22 protein-coding genes are annotated in these 20,649 nt (G+C 48.2%); 10 read left to right on the top strand and 12 right to left on the bottom strand.

From position 1 onward, the window contains the following. Positions 1-16 precede the first annotated feature (16 nt). The 9 genes from FGS84_RS10965 to FGS84_RS10925 all read right to left on the bottom strand — a co-directional run bounded on the left by FGS84_RS10965 (position 17) and on the right by FGS84_RS10925 (position 6,666). Entirely contained in the window at positions 17-655 is a 639-nt protein-coding gene (locus FGS84_RS10965) for a bifunctional 4-hydroxy-2-oxoglutarate aldolase/2-dehydro-3-deoxy-phosphogluconate aldolase (protein ID WP_138308290.1), read from the bottom strand. A gap of 14 nt (positions 656-669) precedes the next feature. Continuing rightward, positions 670-1,785: a D-TA family PLP-dependent enzyme gene (locus tag FGS84_RS10960; RefSeq protein WP_138308287.1), complete on the bottom strand. Its 1,116-nt coding sequence runs from the start codon at positions 1,783-1,785 to the stop codon at positions 670-672. A 35-nt stretch (positions 1,786-1,820) separates the two neighbouring features. Then, on the bottom strand, positions 1,821-2,279 hold the full coding sequence (locus FGS84_RS10955; RefSeq protein WP_138308285.1) for a RidA family protein: 459 nt from the start codon (positions 2,277-2,279) through the stop codon (positions 1,821-1,823). 27 nt (positions 2,280-2,306) lie between these two features. Next, positions 2,307-3,038 (bottom strand): amino acid ABC transporter ATP-binding protein, encoded by a 732-nt coding sequence (locus tag FGS84_RS10950; RefSeq protein WP_138308284.1) that lies wholly within the window; start codon positions 3,036-3,038, stop codon positions 2,307-2,309. Continuing rightward, a complete protein-coding gene (locus FGS84_RS10945; protein ID WP_138308282.1) occupies positions 3,035-3,682 on the bottom strand; it encodes an amino acid ABC transporter permease in 648 nt (215 codons plus the stop codon). The genes FGS84_RS10950 and FGS84_RS10945 overlap by 4 nt, the downstream gene beginning before the upstream one ends. A 5-nt stretch (positions 3,683-3,687) precedes the next feature. Beyond that, complete coding sequence (locus tag FGS84_RS10940; protein WP_138308280.1) at positions 3,688-4,362, bottom strand: amino acid ABC transporter permease; 675 nt, start codon at positions 4,360-4,362, stop codon at positions 3,688-3,690. 56 nt (positions 4,363-4,418) lie between these two features. Beyond that, the gene (locus FGS84_RS10935) at positions 4,419-5,255 is read right to left on the bottom strand and encodes a transporter substrate-binding domain-containing protein (protein ID WP_138308277.1); all 837 of its coding nucleotides are present in this window, start codon (positions 5,253-5,255) and stop codon (positions 4,419-4,421) included. Positions 5,256-5,308: 53 nt separating this feature from the next. Further along, complete coding sequence (locus tag FGS84_RS10930; protein WP_138308275.1) at positions 5,309-5,965, bottom strand: helix-turn-helix transcriptional regulator; 657 nt, start codon at positions 5,963-5,965, stop codon at positions 5,309-5,311. Between the two features lie 488 nt (positions 5,966-6,453). After that, entirely contained in the window at positions 6,454-6,666 is a 213-nt protein-coding gene (locus FGS84_RS10925; RefSeq protein WP_178332027.1) for a hypothetical protein, read from the bottom strand. A gap of 35 nt (positions 6,667-6,701) precedes the next feature. Between FGS84_RS10925 and FGS84_RS10920 the strand changes: the two genes are divergently transcribed. Beyond that, entirely contained in the window at positions 6,702-7,115 is a 414-nt protein-coding gene (locus FGS84_RS10920) for a hypothetical protein (protein ID WP_347563824.1), read from the top strand. Between the two features lie 12 nt (positions 7,116-7,127). Continuing rightward, complete coding sequence (locus FGS84_RS10915) at positions 7,128-8,849, top strand: carbohydrate-binding domain-containing protein (protein ID WP_138308271.1); 1,722 nt, start codon at positions 7,128-7,130, stop codon at positions 8,847-8,849. 24 nt (positions 8,850-8,873) lie between these two features. On the opposite strand, the gene FGS84_RS10910 is transcribed toward FGS84_RS10915, so the two are convergent. Beyond that, on the bottom strand, positions 8,874-10,112 hold the full coding sequence (locus FGS84_RS10910; protein WP_138308269.1) for a HAMP domain-containing sensor histidine kinase: 1,239 nt from the start codon (positions 10,110-10,112) through the stop codon (positions 8,874-8,876). After that, positions 10,109-10,783, bottom strand: a complete 675-nt coding sequence (locus tag FGS84_RS10905) for a response regulator transcription factor (protein ID WP_138308268.1) — start codon at positions 10,781-10,783, stop codon at positions 10,109-10,111. Before FGS84_RS10905 ends, FGS84_RS10910 begins: the two co-directional genes overlap by 4 nt. Positions 10,784-11,084: 301 nt before the next feature. On the opposite strand from FGS84_RS10905, the gene FGS84_RS10900 reads away from it, so the two are divergent. Both FGS84_RS10900 and FGS84_RS10895 read left to right on the top strand, forming a co-directional pair. Then, positions 11,085-11,675 (top strand): TetR/AcrR family transcriptional regulator, encoded by a 591-nt coding sequence (locus FGS84_RS10900; RefSeq protein ID WP_138308266.1) that lies wholly within the window; start codon positions 11,085-11,087, stop codon positions 11,673-11,675. A 116-nt stretch (positions 11,676-11,791) separates the two neighbouring features. Continuing rightward, positions 11,792-12,580: an SDR family oxidoreductase gene (locus tag FGS84_RS10895; RefSeq protein WP_138308264.1), complete on the top strand. Its 789-nt coding sequence runs from the start codon at positions 11,792-11,794 to the stop codon at positions 12,578-12,580. A 65-nt stretch (positions 12,581-12,645) separates the two neighbouring features. Here FGS84_RS10895 and FGS84_RS10890 read toward each other — a convergent pair whose 3' ends face one another. Beyond that, positions 12,646-13,359 carry a GntR family transcriptional regulator gene (locus FGS84_RS10890; protein ID WP_138308262.1) on the bottom strand — a complete coding sequence of 238 codons (714 nt, stop codon included), beginning with the start codon at positions 13,357-13,359 and terminating at the stop codon, positions 12,646-12,648. Between the two features lie 173 nt (positions 13,360-13,532). Between FGS84_RS10890 and FGS84_RS10885 the strand changes: the two genes are divergently transcribed. From FGS84_RS10885 to FGS84_RS10860, 6 genes are all read left to right on the top strand, one after another. Then, on the top strand, positions 13,533-14,543 hold the full coding sequence (locus FGS84_RS10885; protein WP_138308261.1) for an SIS domain-containing protein: 1,011 nt from the start codon (positions 13,533-13,535) through the stop codon (positions 14,541-14,543). 186 nt (positions 14,544-14,729) lie between these two features. Then, complete coding sequence (locus tag FGS84_RS10880; RefSeq protein ID WP_138308259.1) at positions 14,730-15,560, top strand: sugar phosphate isomerase/epimerase family protein; 831 nt, start codon at positions 14,730-14,732, stop codon at positions 15,558-15,560. A gap of 418 nt (positions 15,561-15,978) precedes the next feature. Beyond that, complete coding sequence (locus FGS84_RS10875; RefSeq protein ID WP_138308257.1) at positions 15,979-17,301, top strand: anaerobic C4-dicarboxylate transporter family protein; 1,323 nt, start codon at positions 15,979-15,981, stop codon at positions 17,299-17,301. Between the two features lie 125 nt (positions 17,302-17,426). Further along, complete coding sequence (locus tag FGS84_RS10870) at positions 17,427-18,248, top strand: sugar phosphate isomerase/epimerase family protein (RefSeq protein ID WP_138308255.1); 822 nt, start codon at positions 17,427-17,429, stop codon at positions 18,246-18,248. A gap of 16 nt (positions 18,249-18,264) precedes the next feature. Then, positions 18,265-19,074: a BtpA/SgcQ family protein gene (locus FGS84_RS10865; RefSeq protein WP_138308254.1), complete on the top strand. Its 810-nt coding sequence runs from the start codon at positions 18,265-18,267 to the stop codon at positions 19,072-19,074. Positions 19,075-19,087: 13 nt separating this feature from the next. Beyond that, positions 19,088-20,641, top strand: a complete 1,554-nt coding sequence (locus FGS84_RS10860; RefSeq protein WP_138308251.1) for an FGGY family carbohydrate kinase — start codon at positions 19,088-19,090, stop codon at positions 20,639-20,641. Positions 20,642-20,649 lie beyond the last annotated feature (8 nt).

Below are 20,649 nucleotides of genomic sequence, written 5' to 3'. Positions count from 1 at the left end.
GCTTTACTTGTTTTTGCTATATTGCTGTGTCCGCAATTTCTTTATAAGCTCTGGCCAGGGAGCTGATTTTCCGGAAGTCGCCGTCCTGTATAGCCTTTTTGTCGGCCAGGTTTCCTCCCACAGCAATCATGTGATAACCAGCCTGCAGCAGCTTTCCGGCATTTTCAAGATTGACCCCTCCCACAGCAGCAAACGGAATAAAACCCAGAGGGCCTTTTATCGCTTTGATATAATCTGCCCCCAGATTTCCGGCCGGGAATATTTTGACAATATCGGCGCCATTTTTATAAGCGTCTGCAATCTCCGAGGGGGTCATGGCTCCCGGCATGGAGAACAACCCCAATGCCTTGGTCTTTTTTATGGTTTCAGGGTCCATGTTGGGAGATATAATGTATTTTGCTCCGGCATTGGCCGCGGACTCGGCTTCTTCAGGACTTAATATGGTTCCGGCCCCCAGGAAAATCTGGTCTCCAAAAATCTCATGGGATTTTTGGATGGTTCGGAGGCTGGCTGCTTTGGCGGCAGGAGAGTTATGGCTTAACGGAATCTCAATGGCTTTGATGCCGCCATCCATCAAAGCGTTTATTACGTCTGCGATGTTCTCTGCATCCACATCCCTTAGGATGGCAATTATCCTGTTATCCAGTATATTCATAAGCATTTACCTCCCTATATGGAAAGCTTTCTGTTTCTGGCTGTCACTTCCCAAATATCAACTATTTTACCATCCAGGGCAACCAGGGCTTCAGGATACAGGGCGCTGGTGGGACAGATATGGGTGGGAATCACATATAATACAGTTCCGATAGCGGGCCTCTGGTCCTCATAGCCCTCTTCCATTTTCCAAATCCAATGTTCTTCATTCTGATTCAGGGGGGTGGCATGCCAGTCACCGATAAGACAGCCTCTGAGGCCGGGAGGGTCGGCGGCGATTCCTTTATAGCCCAAATCCAATGTAAAGAGTCCGGGAGCGCCATGACTGACAACACGGGTCATGAGCAATCCGGCAGGCGCAAAGGTTTCATCTGTAAATTTACTGGCGTAACCGAAGTCGGAGATAACGCCTGTGCCAGGTGACAGATAAACACGTTTATAGCGGGCATGACAGGGAAAAGAGGGGGTGCCGCCCATAACCAGAACCGGGCAGGGAAAGCCCGCCTGCTCCAGGGCGGCCACGGTTGTGAATACTGCCCGGTCTATTTCGTCCACTGCTTTTTCCCTGGCATCGTATTCGGCAATGCCGTTGTTGCCGTCATAGCAGTGAAGCCCCTGGACAGAGAGCCAGGGAAGATTACAGCAGTACCGGTAAAAATCCGGCAGTTTATCCATGGAAATCCCGGTTCTGTTGGTACCCATGTTGACGTCGGCCAAAAAATTCACCATGATTTCCTGGGTGCCGGCAGCGCTGTTAAGCAGTGAGACCTGCTCCCGGTCATCTCCAATGGCCCAGAAACGTGTGCCTGTATAGGTTTTAACTAATTCAAGAAACCGTTTTATGTTGGGCCCCACCAGCGGGTAAGCCACCAGTGCATCGGAAGCACCGCTTTCGGCAACCATCTGGGCTTCGGCTATGGTTGCGCATTTGAATCTTGTAATACCCATTTTAATCTGCAGCTCCACCAGCTTTTTCATTTTATGGGATTTCACATGGGGCCATAAACGGTTTGCATTGCCGGCGGCAGATATCATTTCAGTTATATTCTGCTCAATGATATCCTTATAATAGATTAAGCATGGGGTGATAATCTCGTCCGTGTGTTTAAGAAGATAACGGTTTTCGTCCATTCCTATCCCTCCTTCCCAATGTGAGACAGTCTGCATCAAATTTCGAATATGAACTCAATTTCCACTGAAATATTACCAGGTAATTCAATAGCAGAAATAGCAGACCTGGCGCCTACTCCGTTGTCATCACCAAATACGTCCTTTAAAAGCTGGGAAGCACCGTCAACCACAGCGGGCTGGGAATTGAATCCCGGAGCGCTGGCTACAAAGGCCAGAATCTTAACAACACTTTTGATCTTGTTTAAATCGCCCAGATATTCATGGAGCACGCTTAATGCATTCAGCGTGCAGATTCTGGCAGCCTCCTGTCCTTCTTCGATGGTACGTTCACTGCCCAGTTTTCCGGAGACAGCAGGCTGTCCATTGCGTGTAGCTCCCTGACCTGATATGAACAACAGATTTCCTACCTGTTTAACGGGTTTATAGATACCTCCTTTGGGCGGGCTTGGGGGCAATTCGTATCCTGATTTTCTGATATTTTCGTATACATCCATAGCATTATATCCTTTCTATCTTTTATTTTATTCTTTTTCCAAAACTGACCGCAGGAATGAACGGGTGCGTGCCTCTTTAGGCGCTGTGAACAACTCTTCAGGAGGTCCCTGCTCTATGATGTGGCTGTCCGCCATTACGATTACGCGGTCCGCCACCTCCTTGGCGAACTTCATCTCATGAGTCACGATAATCATTGTCATACCGTCCTTTGCCAGCTGGCGCATGACTTCCAGTACTTCTCCGATTAACTCCGGGTCCAGGGCAGAGGTGGGTTCGTCGAACAGCATGTATTCCGGATTCATGGCCAGTGCTCTGGCTATGGCAATGCGCTGCTGCTGACCGCCCGACAGCTGGGGGGGATAACTATACTTTTTGTCAGACAGCCCTACCTTTGCCAGAAGGTCATCCACCGTTTTATCCATGTCCTCTTTGGACATGCTCTGCACACGCTTAGGCCCCAGAGTGATGTTGTCATAGACATTCATATGAGGAAAGAGATTGAACTGTTGGAAAACCATACCAAGGTTGGCCCTGACCTTTCTGATTTGGCTGGATTTGCCGGTGAGAACCTGGCCATCCACCACGATTTCGCCCTTATCAGGAGTCTCCAGATGGTTGATGCAGCGCAGCAGCGTACTTTTTCCTGAACCGCTGGGGCCTATGATTACTACCACCTCGCCCTTGTTTACAGTCAGAGATACATCCTTCAGAACATCCAGAGCGCCAAAGGATTTATAAATATTTTTCACCTCAATCATAAGCCTGCCTTCCTTTCTGTCCACCCTACGTATTTTGAAAGCGGATAACATATAATGAAATAAATCACTGCCACAAGAATGTAAGTCTCAAAAGGATACCCTGTGACATTCATGATGGTTTTCCCTTCCCGCAGAAGTTCGGAATATCCAATGATGGATGCAATGGACGTATCTTTGATTAGTCCCAGATGAAAACCAATCAGTGCCGGCAGGGATATTTTAAAGGACTGCGGCAGTATGACGTCTCTGAGTACATCCAGTGGACGCAGGCCAATACATTTAGCGGCTTCCCACTGTCCCTTTGGAATGCTTTCGATTCCGGAGCGTATGATTTCCGCTATATAGGCGCCTCCGTACAAGGTGTATACTAATACTACAGCTGAAAAGATATCTATCTGTATTCCAAGATAAGCCAGGCCGTAATAACCCATAAACAGCTGCATGAGCAGAGGGCATCCTCTGAATAATTCCACATATACCCTTAAAATGCCCCTGACACCCTTGTTTTTTAAGGTAAAGAGCATACCGCACATAACTCCTAAAAGGGTGCTGGTAATGATTACTGTGAGAGAAAGCTTAAGCGTAATCAGAAAACCGTCCAGCAGCAGCCTCCAATAGGAGAAAACTCGTAAAAAACCATCCATTTATTTTACCTCCCGCCGTTGCTGATACTTGGAAAGAACCGGTTATTAACATATCTTAGGATTTTAGAGCAGAGCACCGACATAATATAGTAGATGCCAATAGCAAAGGTGAATAACTCCAGGGTTCGGAAATTCTGGGAATTCAGTATGGAGGCCACCTGGGTAAGGTCTTTGATGTCAAGAACGGAAAGCAGGCTCGTACCAAAGAGTATCATGATGAACTGATTAATAAGCGAAGGGAAAATGTTGCGCAGGGCCTGGGGAAAGATGACATCCAGAAACGCGTGGATGGGCTTTAACCCCAGACAGTTGGCCGCTTCCCATTGGCCCTTGGGGATGGACTGGATACCGGAACGGACGATTTCCGCTATGTATGCTGTGTTGTTAATGGTCAGTCCCAGTATACCGGCGAATAAGGCAGGAAGATAAATCTTAAACTGGGGAAGTCCAAAATAGAGAAAGAAAATTTGAACCAGCATAGGGGTGTTGCGGATTAATTCCACATACACAGTTGCGATGCGGTAACCGGCTTTGTGCTGTCTGTTATACCGCAGAAATCCTACAACCGTTCCGAAAAACAGGGACAGCGCGAAGACGGTCAGGGTAAGTTCAAGGGATACAAGTGCACCTCTGAGCAGTGCCGGAAGATTTTCGATGGGAGTCCACCAATCCAGGAACATATTAACACCTCTTTCTATAGAATGGGGCTGCCGTAACGGAGCCCCATTTACTTTGATTAATATTGAGGATTTAAATCAAACGGCATTGGTTCCCCAAACCATTTTGAGTACATTTCATCATTTTTACCTGATACATTTGTGTTAAAGATGAAAAGGTTCAGGTAATTGAGCCAGTCCTGGTCGCCCTTTTTTACGCCGATTGCATTGTATTCCAGAGAAATCAGGGAATCGCCTACCACCTCAAGGTCATCATTCTGGGCTGCCTGGTATTGCTGGAAATTACTGTCCTCCAGGAAGGTGGCGCACTGGCCGTTCTTTACAGCCTGAAGTGCGTCTGCAGACGTTTCAAAGAAGACTACTTCAGCATTGGGGTTTAATGTTGCCATCAGTTCAGCATTTGTTGACCCCTTTGTAACGGCAACCTTCTTGCCGGTTAAATCGTCGACGGAATTAATCCCGCTGCCTTTTTTTACAAGAAGCCGTTCTCCGGCAACAACATAAGGATTTGAGAAATCAATCTTCTGTGCTCTCTCCAGTGTCCTTGTAAAGTTCCCGAATACAGCATCAACCTTGCCTGTCTCCAGGCTGGGAATCCTGGCGTCGGCAGTAACTTCCACAATCTCAACCTCCACACCTAAAGAATCCGCCAGTTCATGAATCATGTCCACATCATATCCCATGGGAGTGCCATCCTCTGATTTGTAGCCAAAGGGAGGGAAGGACAAAATGCATCCCACCGTCATCTTCCTCTCTTTCAGCACTTTCTGGAGGGTTCCTGTCTGGGAAGAGTTTCCCTGGGAGTCAGTTTTTTGCTGACATGCTGTCAGCCCCACTGCAACTGAAACCGCCATTACGACTGCTGCAATCCTTTTAATCTGTTTGATTTTTCTCATTACTACCTCGCCGTCCTTTCTTAATTTTCTACTCTTTGGTAGAAATTTTATTTCTAAATGGACTCTTTACGTTCACGTACTTCATCCAAATAGTTATACAAGGTAAATTTGGAGATTTCCAGAATCTGGCAGATTTTCGTACTGGATTTGCTGATGAGAAACGCTCCTCTGTCATCCAGAAAACGTAATACCTTCATTTTGTCTTCTTTGGTCATCTCGCTGACAGGTCTGCCAATCTTATTTATCCCCTGGTCTATTAGGTATACCAGTAAGTCAGATACATCCGTAGCAAAGAACTCTTCGTTGCTGTCCTTTTTATTCAGCTCTTCGGGAAGCGAAGCATCCAGATATTCCTTTATTTTGATTCTTTCGGATATATCTGTATTAATGCACAGAGCGCCCAAAGCCTGTCCGTCATCATTCTTTATATACATGGTGGAGGACAACAGGACTTTTCCGTCCCTTGTGCGCGTGACATAGTTGCATTTCATATCGCTTGTAGCGGTTCCGCGTATCACTTCCAGGCCCAGGTTGCTGCCGCAGTCTCCAATCTTGCGGTTTGTGATATGTCCGTTTTCAATGGCTACCACACTATGGTCATAACCTTTTGACCAGTCATGCAGGATAAATTCTGACTCCATACCAAACTGATTTTTTAAAAGTTTAAGCAGGGTTTGGAAAAATGGCATCTCGTTCTCAATGGTCTTCATATAATTTCCTCCTAAGTATAAATGTACTTAGATTGTAACCCCAATGTTTTAAAAAATAAAGTTTTTATTATTTTACGAAAATTATTACTTTATGTTATATGTACGGTATAAGGTCAGGCCGGGAATTACGCGGGCAGCGCAAAAGCCCCCTCACTGTTTTGAATCTATATTGACATTTTAAAATTAAAATTAATTTGATTTATTGCATTTTTAAAACTTTTAGTCTTTACACATTCAATATAGCAAATGTTTTGTTTTTTGTCAATTGTTAATTTTTTAATTATTTATTTTTCTTTTTTCGAATATTTTTTGAATTATGTGTACGATTTCTGGAAGGTTTTAGAAAACACTGTAAAAGGGAGAATGTAAAAAAGCCAGGGTTATTTGACGGGAAAAATTGAGATATAAGAGAAAACATGGCTTATGATAAGATATAAGACGCCTTATATTTATCATATTGCCATGTTGGTCAGATGATGGGGCACGCCTTATCTCTTTTTTTCTGCAATCAGGCAAATGCGGCCTTTCCGGCGGTCCTCGTCACACTGGATGCTGCTGAACCCTGCTTCCTGCAGATACTGTTCCAGCTGACTGCCGCTGTATACCGTCATTCCGTCTATGATTTTGCTCCACCTGTCGTCCTCCGGATTGCAGGCCTCGTTGCAAATCAGGAACAGACCGCCCGGCCTCAGCACGGTCAATACCTGCCGGAAGCAGGATGGTGCGGTTCAGGTCCATGCCGGGCAATGCAAGGGAGATTGGAAGCATATTTCTGGCCATGGCCCTGGGTCTGGCTGCCGGAATGGGCTATCTGGGAACCGCGCTGCTTCTGATGATAGTGGCCGGCGGGATTACCATTTTTCTGGTATCCCTTCCGGCCGGCAGTGCAGGGAGGAAGGAATTGAAGGTTACCATACCGGAAAATCTGGATTATTCGGGAATTTTTGACGATATATTTGAGAAATACACTAGAAATTCAGAGATTGTGCGGGTCAGGACTGTAAATATGGGCAGTCTCTATGAACTGTGCTACCACGTGGATTTAAAATCCGGGACAATTGAGAAGAACATGCTGGATGATATACGCTGCAGGAATGGAAACCTTACCATTGTCTGCGGCCGGCTGCCGGACAGCAGGGAAGAATTATAGGAGGATGTTTGTATGCATAGAGACAAAATAAGATACAGGAGATTTAGAAAAGCTGGCCTGGCAGCCGGTCTGGCAGGCGCCCTGCTTCTTGCCGGCTGTGCAAAAACAGCTGGCAAGGATGAGATAGGAGCGGGGAATACAGGGGGGCCAGAAGGGAATCAGACAGGGGCTTTTAGTGGGAATGGAAAGGAAACCTTAATTATAGGAAATGAAAATATAGTGACCATAGAAGGGGAGGGAGCGGCGGCGAACGGAGCCAATGTCACCATTTCTGCTGCCGGGACATACCGTTTAACAGGAAATATAGCAGAGGGAGGCGTGACGGTGGATGCGGGAAAGGAGGATGAGGTATTTCTGGTGCTGGATAATGTTTCTATTGCAAATTCCGGCTATTCTGCAATCTATGCCAGCCAAAGCGGGCTGCTGACCATTGTCCTGGAGGATGGTTCGGAAAACAAGGTATCTGACGGAAGTGCGTATGTCTATTTGCAGGCCGGGGAGGACGAGCCGGACGCAGCTATTTTCAGTAAGGACGATATGGTATTTGAGGGGAACGGCATGCTGGAAATCAGCGGTAATTATATGAACGGGATACGGGGAAAGGACGGGGTTATTATCAATTCCGGCACCTATGTCATAGGGGCGGCAAAAGACGGCGTAAAGGGAAAGGATTTTGTGGAGGTGAATGGCGGAAGTCTTGCCATTACAGCGGGCAGCGATGGAATCCAGTCAAATAATGACACGGAAGAGGACAAGGGATATGTGAGAATTACCGGCGGTACCGTGGCCATAACAGCGGGAAAGAAAGGAATACTGGCTGAAACGCTGGTTGAGGTTTCAGGCGGAACCATAACAGTGGAACAGAGCTATGAGGGACTGGAAGGGCTATGTGTGGAAATTACCGGAGGAACCATACGGATTCATTCAGAGGACGACGGAATCAATGCAGCAGGTGGCTCTGATGCCTCCGGGGTATCAAATGCAGAGGGGACAGATTCCTTTGGCAGCAGGCGGGGACCGGGCGGAGGTGCCTTTGATGTAACAGAGGGAGCTTACATCCGCATTTCAGGAGGAGACATAAGAATCAATGCCTCCGGAGATGGTATAGATTCCAACGGAGACTTGTTTCTGGAGGGGGGAACCGTCCTTGTGGAGGGACCAGAAAATGGCGGAAATGGTGCTCTGGATTACAACGGCACAGGAACCGTATCAGGCGGAACCATATTGGCTGTTGGAAGCGCAGGTATGTTCCAGACGTTTTCCGAGGACTCATCCCAGCCCATGCTGGTGGTTTTCTTAGATGAGAGTCAGAGTGCCGGAACAACCATATCAATCGAGGACAGTCAGGGGAATCAATTGGCGGAAACAGCGGTTTCAAAGGCGTTTGAGGCATTGCTCTTCAGTTCACCGGATTTAAAAACCGGGGAGACTTATCACATAGCGGCCGGAGACCAGGATATCCAGGTGACGGTGGACCGTATATTAAATCAATATGGTACGCCATCCGGCGGCGGTTTTGGAAGAATGCCCGGCGGAGGGAGGGGTACTTTTGAAAAAATCCCGGGACAAGGAGGCCGGGAAGGGAAGTTTGAAAGGGTGCCGGAAGAAGGAAATGTTTCCGGCAAAGCTTCTGTAGTGGAAATACAGGAGACTTTGCTGGCGGAGAATCTGGGTGAGGGTATCCATGTGTTTGACGGGTCCGGATACATGAATGGGACGGCGTTTCTTGAATAGGCCGGTGAACCGGGGATTATCTGTTTATTCCAGTAAGGGCAGCCGCACCATAAAGAGATTGACACCGGAGCCATCTGTGCCGGCACCAATCTTTCCTCCGTGCTCATTGACAATGCTTTGGGCAATGGAAAGTCCAAGACCGTAGCCGGGAATATTGCTGCGGGCAGCATCTGCACGGTAAAAGCGGAGAAACAAGTGTTTGATTTCTTCTTTTGTGAGAGGCGTTCCCTCATCTGACACAGTGAGGAGCGCCTCTTTCGCGCCGTCCTTTTTCAGCGTCACATAGATAGAACCGTTTTCCCTGCTGTATTTGCAGGCATTGTCAAGAAGGATATCTGACAGCTGCCGGAGTTTCTTCTCATCTCCATTTACCTGGAGCGAGGCTTCAATATCACAGGTGATGCGCTTGTCCATATCAAAGACAAGAGGTTCAAAGGCCATGAGGCTGCTGTTTACTATGAAGCTCAGGTCAATGGGCTTGTAGACTGCTGCTTCCTGTCCTGAGTCGCTTCGGGCGAGGGTGAGAAGGCTTTCTATCAGCTGTTTCATCCGCAGAGATTCAGCTTTTATGTGGCTTATTCGCTGCCGGTTTTGTCCATTGGGTATATTCCGGTCTTTTTCCAGCATATCCGCATTGGAGAGGATGACTGTGAGAGGAGTCTTCAGCTCATGGGAAGCGTCCGCGATAAACTGACGCTGCTGCTGCCAGGCAATTTCCACCGGCTTTACAGCCCAGCGGGAGAGAAGGGTGGAGAACAGGAAAAAAACGGCAAAGGAACATGCGCCGATAATGGAAGAGTGAATCACCTGCCAATAGAGAGAATTCTGCTCTTCGTATATATCGGCAAATACATACCGTACTGTTTGGCCGGGCATGGTTTTTCCGCGTAAATAACGCAGATGCAGGTCCTTTAGGGTGCCGGATTCACTGCCTTTGCTTTCTGCCAGGGAAACCAGGGTTTCGGCCTCCTGGCTTTCCGTACTCAGAAGCTGGTTCTTCACAACCGTATAATTGCCCTGCTTTATATCTACGACCATGAGAGGCAGCTCCTGCCTCCGGGGGCGGGAGGGATGGGGAGGGGGTGCCTGTCCCCTCGCACTGCCCGGGGGATTTTCCATCATGGCGGAATGAAGGGTGTCCATGCTTCTCTGGATATAGTTTATTTTTGTTGTGTAGTACAGTGTTATGAAGATGACAGCCAGAAGAAGGGTAACTATGGTCATCATGATGACTGAAAATTTCCATCTCACTTTCCGTATCATACAGATACCTCCAGTTTATATCCAATGTTTCTCATAACAGAGATGCTGACTGAGGAACCCAGCAGAGCGAGTTTTTTGCGCAGAAATGATATGTAGGCTTCCACGCTGTTGGAATTTACGTTGGCGTCATATCCCCATACCTTAAGGAGAATGGTTTCCTTGGGGAGATACTGGCTGCTGTTCTTTATCAGCAGGCTCATGAGTTCCAGCTCTTTGGCGCTTAAGGGTACGCTGCTGCCGCCGCAGCAGAGTTCGGGCATGGAAGGCGTGAGGATAAGGTCGCCGAAGGATAATGTGTCAGGTGCTATATCGCCGTGGCGCCTCAGCACGGTGCGCAGGCAGGCGAGGAATTCTTCTGTGGCAAAGGGCTTTGTCAGATAGTAGTCCGCGCCGGCATCCAATCCCCTGACCCGGTCTGACAGTTCCGACCTGGCAGTCAGCATGAGCACAGGCGTCATGCTGCGGGAGTTCCTCAGCCTTTTCAGGACTTCATAACCATCTATTCCGGGAAGCATTACATCCAGAACAATGGCGTCGTAAATACCGCTTTTAGCCAGCTCCAGCCCTTCTGCCCCATCGTGGGAGACATCGGTATAATATCCGGCCCCGCCTATCATGTCGGCTAATGTAAAAGCCAGCCGTTTCTCGTCTTCAATTACTAATATGCGCATGGAAATCCTCCTGTTATCAAGTGGAATGAGTCTATTATAACATGGAGAACAGGAGCAGAATTTTGAACTTTGTGTGAAATGTTGATAAAATTTGGCAGCTTAACACATGGAGTTAATTATGCGGCTTAATGAATAAACATAATTCATTGACTTTTGTTCAATGAGGTGGTATCCTATGATTACTGGAGGGAATAGTTTTATAAAGAATGCGAACAAAAGGTACAGTCAAGTAATACAGTCCAAAATTACAATCAGAAAATAACAGAACTGGGATAAATCCGGAAAAGAGGTGGGTTCACAGATGGAACGCAAGACAGCCAGGATATCCAAGGAGCCGGAGGTCCGCAAACAGGAAATATTGGACACGGCCATGCTGGTTTTTATGGAAAAGGGGTATGAGGCAGCAACCATGAGGGACATTGCCGCTGCCATGAATGTGGTGCCGGGCCTGTGCTACCGGTATTTTGAGTCAAAGCAGGTTCTGTATGACACTGCAATTGAGCAGTACGTAAAGGATATTACGCTGCCAATGATTGAATTGCTGAAAGAGAAGGATGGTTCGCTGGATGGTTTTCTGGACAAAATGGAGCAGCTCTTTCTTCAGTCAGATGGCAGGGAAAAGTATCATCATTTTTTTCATAAGAAGGAGAATCACGGTCTTCAGATGCTTATGTCGGTTAAACTGTGTGAAACCATAGAGCCTTATATGCAGGAAAAGCTGCAGGAGATGAATGAAATGGGAATTACAAGGGTGGGGAATATTCCGCTTACCGCGTCATACATGCTCTTTGGCGCGGTTCCGGTGCTGGAGAATGATGCGTTGTCATCGGCTGAGAAAGCTGCCGGAATCCGTATGATTATGAAACGTATCCTGGGCCCTGGAATTAGTTGAAAATGGTAAATATATGGGTAGGTACAGAGAAGGATTCCCGCTGCCGCTGGTCCGGGAATCTTTTTTTAAAAAGCGAATGAACAATGTTCATTAGAAAGACGTCAGGAGGTAGGAAGATGGAACAGTATGCATTGATTACAGGGGCGACAAGCGGTCTGGGACTGGCCTATGCAAAGTGGTTTGCAGGAAAGGGATATGACTTAATCATGACCGGGAGAAGGAAAGAGGTGATTGAAAGGAGGGCGCAGGAAATCAGGGACAAATATGGCTGCAGGGTAATTGTGATTCTGGTGGACCTGGCCCGGGATGACGGCGTGAAAAAGCTGCTTGCATCATTGGAGGGCAGGGAGGTTCATGTGCTGGTGAACAACGCCGGCTTTGGCTTCAGAACCTCATTTATTGATACGGATATGGAGGGGCTGAGGCGCCTTATCTATCTTCAGACATCAGCTGTGGCTGAAATCACCCACCATGTCCTGAAGGGGATGAAAGAACGGAATCAAGGCAGTATCATCAATATCTCATCCGACGGGGCATTTGCGGTAGTACCGGGCAATGTCACCTATGCTGCCGCTAAGCGCTTTATGATTACACTGACCGAAGGGCTCCACATGGAGCTTATGGGGACGGGAATCCGGATTCAGGCGGTGTGTCCGGGATTTGTGGATACGGATTTCCACGAAAATAATGGAATGCCTGTGGATAAAACGAGAAAAGGCATGTTCGGATTCCGGCAGCCGGAGGATGTGGTGGATGAGGCCATGAAGGATTTTGAAGCAGGGCGTGTCATCTGCATACCTGACAAGGCCGGAAAACTGGTGAAGGCCATGGCGGATTATATGCCAAAAAAGGTATATTACCGGTTTGCAAACGATTTTGTGAATAAAAAAATAAGGAAGAGCTAAAAGAGACTCCCCCAGCTGCTTGCTGTACACCGGCAGCTGGGGGAGTCGTTTGAATGTCCCGCATCCTAAATAATGAATTTGAATTTGTCTCCAATACAGAGCTGGCGGCAGAGGTTTGTAATCGTATTATCCACATCGTGAATCACACTTTCAATCCTCAAAAGGGGGTAACCGCTGGAAATTCCCAGGGCTTTGGCTTCTTTTGAGGTGGCAAACACGATGTCCAGTGTTTTTTGGGAATGGTCTAAAATAATATTATGTTTTTTCAGAATCTCATACAGGGAACCGTCGTTTAAATTTTCGCTGAACAAAAAGGAAAATGACTCAGGAAACTTGTTCAGTTCCAGCTGGACCGGTTTTCCGTCGGCATACCGTATGCGTTCCAATACCAGTATCTTTTCATCCTTGTCAAGTGACATCAGTTCCATCTCTTTTTCTGTTGGGTCCTCCAGGGCTATTTTGGTGATTTTGGCACCGGGAACCGCATTCATCATACTGCACATGTCGGTGAAGCTTAAGACGCCATTGGTGATGCCGCGCTGAATCTTTTTTTCTGCGACAAAGGTCCCCTTTCCGGATTTGCGGTAAAGATAACCTAATTCGGATAAACCGGCCAGGGCTTTCCTGACCGTGACACGGCTTACATTATATGTTTCGCTTAGTTCGTTCTCCGTGGGAAGCCTGCTTCCGGCCGGCCGCTCACCTGTTTCTATCTCTTTCTGCAGCTTTTCCTCCAACTGTTTATATAGAGGGGTGGCAATTGTATTATTTAGTTCCATATACATCCTCCGCGTTACCCTTAAGTTATAATGCTTGATTATATTATAATACAAATTGGCCGTATTGTATATATTTGCGAAAAATTTAATTTGTTATTGACAATAAGTATCATATTGTATTATCATTTATATAGAAACAATTAAAAACAAAAATGCAAAGGAGAGTTAAGACAATGGCATACTTTGGCACGGATATCAAAAATATAATTGCTGAAATTCTGGAAGCAAAGAAATCAAAGGGCGGAGTGAAAAGCCTGTACTTTGTGGGATGCGGAGGGTCTCTGGGAGCCCTTTATCCGGCAAAGACATTTATGGAGAAAGAGTGTGCCTCCATAAAATCCGCATGGATTAACAGCAATGAGTTTGTTCACAGCACACCCAGGGACTTTGGGGAAAATTCCATTATCTGCCTGGCATGTCACAAGGGTAATACGCCGGAGACCATTGAGGCTGCAAAGCTGGGTAAGGAAAAAGGAGCCGCAGTTATTGTGCTGACATGGCTTGAGGAATCGGAAATCATAGAATTTGGCGATTATATTATCCGCTATGCATTTGATGCAAGCCCGGACCATCTGGAGGGTGACATTGACTATGCAGGCGAGAAGACCTTATGCGCCCTGCTTGTGGCGGTTGAACTGGTTGCGCAGACGGAAGGATACGGGAACTACCATAAGTTCCAGGAGGGGCTGGGGATGATTAGCAATATCATCAAAAATGCCCGCGCCCATGTAGCTGAGAGAGCCCTGGAGTTTGCTGAAACGTATAAAAATGACCCGGTTATCTATACCATGGGCAGCGGAGCTTCTTACGGCGCTGCTTATATGGAGAGTATCTGCATTTTTATGGAAATGCAGTGGCTGGATTCCAGCAGCATCCATACCGGAGAATATTTCCATGGTCCGTTTGAGATAACGGATGCAAACCGTCCGTTTATGATTCAGATTTCGGAGGGCTCTACCCGCCCGCTGGATGAAAGAGCCCTAAAGTTCCTTCGTACGTATGCGAAAAGGATTGAGGTCCTGGACGCAAAGGAGCTGGGCCTTTCCACCATTGACGCTTCCGTGGTGGACTACTTTAACCACTCCCTGTTTAATAATGTATACCCGATTTATAACCACGCCCTTGCGGCAAAGCGTGAGCATCCGCTTCCGACACGCCGCTACATGTGGAAGGTGGAGTATTAGGGCACGGCAGAAAGTATGACAACATTGGTGCCCTGTCATTGATGACCCATAAAATATACCCGCGTAGGCAGCGTGCCGGAGCATTTTTCTGCCCGCTCTGAGGCGTACACGGCCTGGCTCCTGTCCGCGGGGGCTTAAACCCCGCAGCGTACTGCGGGGTATTTTGCTATACAAGGAGGAAAACGTATGGAACTTTCTCAGCTCTGCGCAGCAAATTACCATTACAAACGTTATACGCTGGATTATTTTCTGGATTCTGCAGAACGTCTGGGATACCAGTCAATTGAACTGTGGGCTTCCGGGCCCCATCTGCATCTGGAGGATTTTGATGCCGGACGTCTGCGTGAATTAAACAGGTCCATTAAGAAGCATCACCTGAATACAGCATGCTTTACGCCGGAGCAATGCGTTTATGCCGTCAGTGTCTCACATCCGGATAAGAGATACCGGGACAGAACCGTGGATTTTTTTATAAAGCATATAGAAGCAGCCGTATGTCTGGAATGCAGCTGTATGGTGGTGTCCACAGGCTTCGCCTATCTGGATGTGGATGCGGAGGAAGCATTTAAATGGACTGCAGATGCATTTTTGCAAATCAGCCGGAAAGCGGAGCAGGAAGGTGTTACACTGGCACTGGAACCATTCACAAAATACACAACCCATATCTGCAACGAGGCGGGCCAGCTGCTGCGTCTGCTGCGCGCCGTGGGCAGTCCTGTCCTCAAAGGCCTTGCAGATACGGATGTGATTGCCACAACCGGGGTAGATACATTTGAAACTTTCATCGGAATACTGGGCAGGGAGAACCTGGCCCATGTACATTTTGTGGATGGCAGTCCCGGCGGGCACCTGGTTCCGGGAGACGGGAACCTGTATCTGGACCAGGCGCTCCAGTACCTGGAGGCCATGGACTACAGGGGGTATCTGGGCCTGGAGATACTGGACAGGAGGTATGTCATGAATCCGGAAGACGCTATGAAAAGGGCGCTTGCATGGTATTCAGAACGCATAGGATGACGGATGGACAGCAAAAGTGCAGAAGCGCAGCCGTGATATGGAAGTACATGCCTGGAGTATGGAAGTGCAGACCGTGTGGAAGTACGGCCGGAAAATGGCTGCAAACTGACTGAATTATAGGTATTCAAATGTATTCTTGCTAATGATACATTGATGGTCCCTTGATTTGTGAGATTTGCATAAAAAATAGAACGATAACTATACGTTATATACAAAGTACCAAATACTAATTGACAAAACAATCAAATGAATATACTATTGTATTAGATACAAAACAATACAGAATAATACAAAGACATACATAACTGAATTGCTTTTGTATTACCAAGAATGTGCGCACCATTCTTAAAACAAAAGATTAAATCATTTCTTTGACCATGAAGGGGAAACATTTTACAAAGGATTAGGAGGATAATTTATGTTTTGGATAGAATTGATTATCGTTCTGGCTATCATTTTTCTGGGGGTACGAATTGGTGGTACATTCCTGGCGATGGCAGGCGGAATAGGAATGTTCATTATGACATTTATACTGCATGTAGCACCTTCCGACCCGCCGATTACCGTTATTCTGATTATGATTGCAGTAATCTGCGCGGCGGCCACCATGCAGGCATGCGGCGGACTGGACTATCTTGTTAAGATTGCAGAGAAGATACTTCGCAGGAACCCCAGGATGATTACCGTATTGGCTCCGGTTGTGGCTTATGTTTTTACATTTATGTGCGGTACAGGACACATTGTTTACAGCCTTCTTCCGGTTATCAACGAGATTGCCATTGAGACAGGCGTCCGGCCTGAACGGCCCATTTCAGCGTCCATTGTTTCATCCCAGCAGGCCATTACTGCGTGCCCGATTTCAGCGGCTACCGTGGCTGTCCTTGCTTTTATGGCCGAGGCCGCAGGCTATGGCTCTGTGAATATATTCACCCTTCTCCTTGTCTGCATCCCCGCAACCCTGATTGGTACCGTGGTCTGCGCTCTTGCAGTCATCAAAAAGGGCAAGGAACTGGCAGATGATCCGGAATTCCAGGCACGTGTTGCAGCAGGCCAGATTGAGGATTATACAAAGACAGAGAAAAAGGAAAGACCTGCAACTAAGGAAGCAAAGATTTCTGTGGCGATTTTCCTGATTGCCATGGCCGGCATTGTTTTGCTGGGCGCGGTGAAGCCCCTTGTGCCAACGCTTGCTGACGGAAATAAGCTGCCGCTGACAACGGTTATCGAAATCTTCATGCTGGTGGCAGCAGCAGCCATGGTGCTTATCACAAAGCTTGACAGCGACAAGGTGCTGGACCAGCCGGTGTTCCGTACAGGTATGTTTGCAGTGGTGCTGGCATTTGGACTGTGCTGGCTGGTGAATACCTTTATCGGAGACCAGTCATCCTTTATCACTGACAATATGTCTGCCCTGACCAACCAGTATCCATGGATTTATATTATAGCTGTATTCATAGTAGGCGCAATTACCACCAGCCAGTCCTCCACGACCATGATTATGGTGCCTATCGGTATTGCATTAGGACTTCCGGCCAACATCATAGTGGCTGGATGGATTGCCTGCTCATCCAACTATTTCATTCCCGCATCAGGCCAGTGTGTTGCGGCCATTGCCTTTGATTCAGCAGGAACCACAAAGATTGGAAAATTTGTCCTGAATCACAGCTACATGGTACCGGGACTTGTGTGTACGGTGGTATCCGTGGCAGCGGCCCTGCTCCTTGGAAGCATCATCTTTTAATACGGACCGGCAGCTGCCGGGACAGCTAAAAACTGCAGCCTGGAACCGTGATTCGCCTTGTGACAGGTTCCCGGGCTGCAGTTTTGCGAAAATGCGGTTTGTGATATGAAAGGAGGCTATATCATATGAAATTTGCCCCAATGAATTACCATTATTTACGCTATCCCATCAAAAAGTTTCTGGACAAAGTGGAGCGCTCACCCTTTGACAGCATTGACCTTTACTGCTCTGCACCCCAGCTTAACATCTTTGATTACCCCCTGGACCGGCTGATTGAACTGGACCGGGATATCAGGCGGAGACATCTGAAGGTAATGGCCATGACGCCTGAAAACTGCACCTATCCCGTGAATTTCTGTACCCAGGATACAGTCACAAGGCAGTCCAGCATCCGCTATTACCAGAGGGCAATTGATACCGCGGAGTTTCTGGGATGCCCTAACGTCCAAATCAGCACCGGTTTTGGCTATTTTGACCAGCCAAGGGATGAGGCGTGGAAATACTGCCGGGAGTCACTGGAGCAGCTGGATTCGTACTGCCGGAGGAAGCAGGTACGGCTTCTTCTGGAAGAATTAAAGGTAACTACCACCAATGTACTGATTACAAGCAGGGACGTGGCGGAGATGCTGGATGAAATAGGTTCTCCCTGGATTACAGGCATGCTGGATACGGACCAGATGACATATGCAGGGGAAACCGTGGATGATTATTTTGACCATCTGGGAGAGCGGCTTTGGCACATACATTTTAATGACAGGGGGCATACGGTTCCCGGCCACGGGGATTTTCCCATGAAGGAATACTATGATGCTATAAAGGGAAGAGGGTACGGCGGAACGGTTTCGTTTGAAATCTGTGACCGCAGATATTACTGCGACCCGGATAAAGCCATTGACGACATCGTTTCCTGGCTGAGGAAAAATACCCATGAATTAGAGGATGAATGAGAGTAGGAGATATGATATGTGGATTCATGACATGTTTGGGGCGGAGAAACCTATAATTGCACTGCTGCATCTGGACGCCCTTCCGGGGGACCCTGGTTTTTGCGGGGATATGGATGCGGTGCTGGACCATGCGGAGCAGGACCTCATGGCATTGCAGGACGGAGGCGTGGATGGAATACTCATTGCCAACGAGTTCAGCCTGCCGTACCAGCCTGTGGCTGATATTGCCGTTGTATCTGCCATGGCATACATAATCGGAAAACTGAAGGACAGAATCAGGGTTCCGTTTGGGGTCAATGTTGTGAAGAATCCCATTGCAACCATTGACCTGGCAGCAGCCACAGGCGCCTGCTTTGGGCGGAGCTGCTTTTCAGGCGCCTATATGGGAGAGTACGGGGTCTATGTCTCTAACAGCGGAGAGGCTGTCCGTCACAGAAAGGCCCTGGGAATGGAACACCTTAAGCTCCTGTTCAAGGTGAATCCGGAGGCGGATGCCTATCTTGTACAGCGGGACATCCAGGTGGTGGCAAAATCCATCATGTTTGGCGATTTTGCGGACGGCCTCTGTGTATCAGGGGCAGCGGCAGGCGCGGAGCCCGACGATGTGGTCCTGTCCAGGGTCCATGAGGTGGCAAAACAGAAAAATGTCCCGGTGTTCTGCAATACCGGATGCAATCATCAGAATGTAAGGGAAAAACTAAAGCACTGCGACGCTGTCTGCATTGGCTCGGCCTTTAAAAAGAATGGAATCTTTAACGAGCGTGTGGATGAAGAACGGGTCCGCAGCTTTATGGAGATTGTCAAAGAGGTCCGCAGGGAACCATAAGGAGATGGGAAGATTGAGACAATATTTTATGGGAATTGACATCGGAACCTATGAGTCCAGAGGGATGCTCATAGGAGAAGATTTCAGAGTGGCTGCAGAATATACCATGAGCCACGGAATGGCTCATCCAAAACAGGGATGGTTTGAACATGATGCAGACAAGGTGTGGTGGGGAGATTTCTGCGGGATATCCAGGCAGCTGATTGAAACCAGCGGTATTGCCCCGGAACAGATTAGCTGTATCGGAGCCAGCACCCTTGGGACGGACTGTCTTCCTGTGGATGAGCAGTGCAGGCCGCTGCGTCCGGCCATCCTGTACGGAATAGATTCCAGGGCGGACAAGGAGATACAGTGGCTTACCAGCTACTATGGCGGGGATGTGCATAGGCTGTTCGGCCACCCTATCTGTTCCGGCGACACTGCAACAAAGATACTGTGGATTAAAAACAATGAACCGGACGTATACAGCAGGACTTATAAGTTTCTGACAGGCAGCTCCTTTATCACGGCAAAGCTGACAGGAAGGTATGTGATTGACCAGTTTCTGGCCAAGGGTTCCTTCCGGCCCCTTTACCGTGCGGACGGGACAATCAATGAGGAGGAATGCGGGCTTTACTGCAGGCCGGACCAGATAGCATCGTGTGCATATTCGACCGATGTGGTAGGCTGTGTTACCAAGGATGCAGCGGCCCAGACAGGACTGGCAGAGGGAACGCCGGTTATCTGCGGTACAGGGGATTCCACGTCGGAGGCAATCAGCGTGGGGCTGACAGAACCTGGGACCGCATTCTTCCAGTACGGCTCATCCATGTTTTATTACTACTGCGTGGACCGCATGGCTGAGGATTATTCATCTCCCAGGGGAAATGGTTCTGTAAAAGGCGGCAAGGTATTTACCATACCAGGTACATTCTGCCTGGGGGACGGGACCAATGCGGCCGGTACCCTGACACGGTGGGTGCGGGATACGTTTTACCAGGAAGAGCTGGAAAGGGAAACCAAGGGCGGGGAAAACGCATATGCAGTCATGGCAAGGGAAGCAGGGGAGATAGCCCCGGGTTCTGAGGGACTGATGATTCTGCCCTACATATACGGGGAGCGCAGCCCCATACAGGACCCGCTGGCCACAGGCATGATATTCGGGCTGAAGGGAAACCACACGAGGAAGCATATCAACCGGGCAGCGCTTGAGGCTGTTGGCTATTCCACCTGCCAGCACCTGATGCTGTTTGAGGAAATGGGGCTGCCTCCCGATACCCTGATAACAGCCGGCGGAGGCACAAAGAATCACGTCTGGATGCAGATTATCTGCGATATGGCCGGAATGCCCCTGCATATACCGGAATCATTCCAGTGCTCCTCCTATGGGGATGCCATGCTGGCCGCCCTGGGCGCCGGCTGTTTAAAGGATTTTCACCAGCTTAAGGAGAAGCTTCCGGCGGGAAGACTCATACAGCCGGACAGGGAAAACCATGAATTTTACCGGGGAAATTACCCGGTATACAGGGACTTATACCTGAACAACAGGGAACTGATGCACAGGATGCAAAAGACTAAGTGCCAGTGACATGTATC

Source organism: Clostridium sp. 1001271st1 H5, from assembly GCF_005845215.1.
In the GTDB taxonomy this organism is placed as follows: Bacteria; Bacillota; Clostridia; order Lachnospirales; family Lachnospiraceae; genus Enterocloster.
Note: the sequence above shows the minus strand (reverse complement) of the source record. Positions and strands in the feature narration are given on the sequence as shown.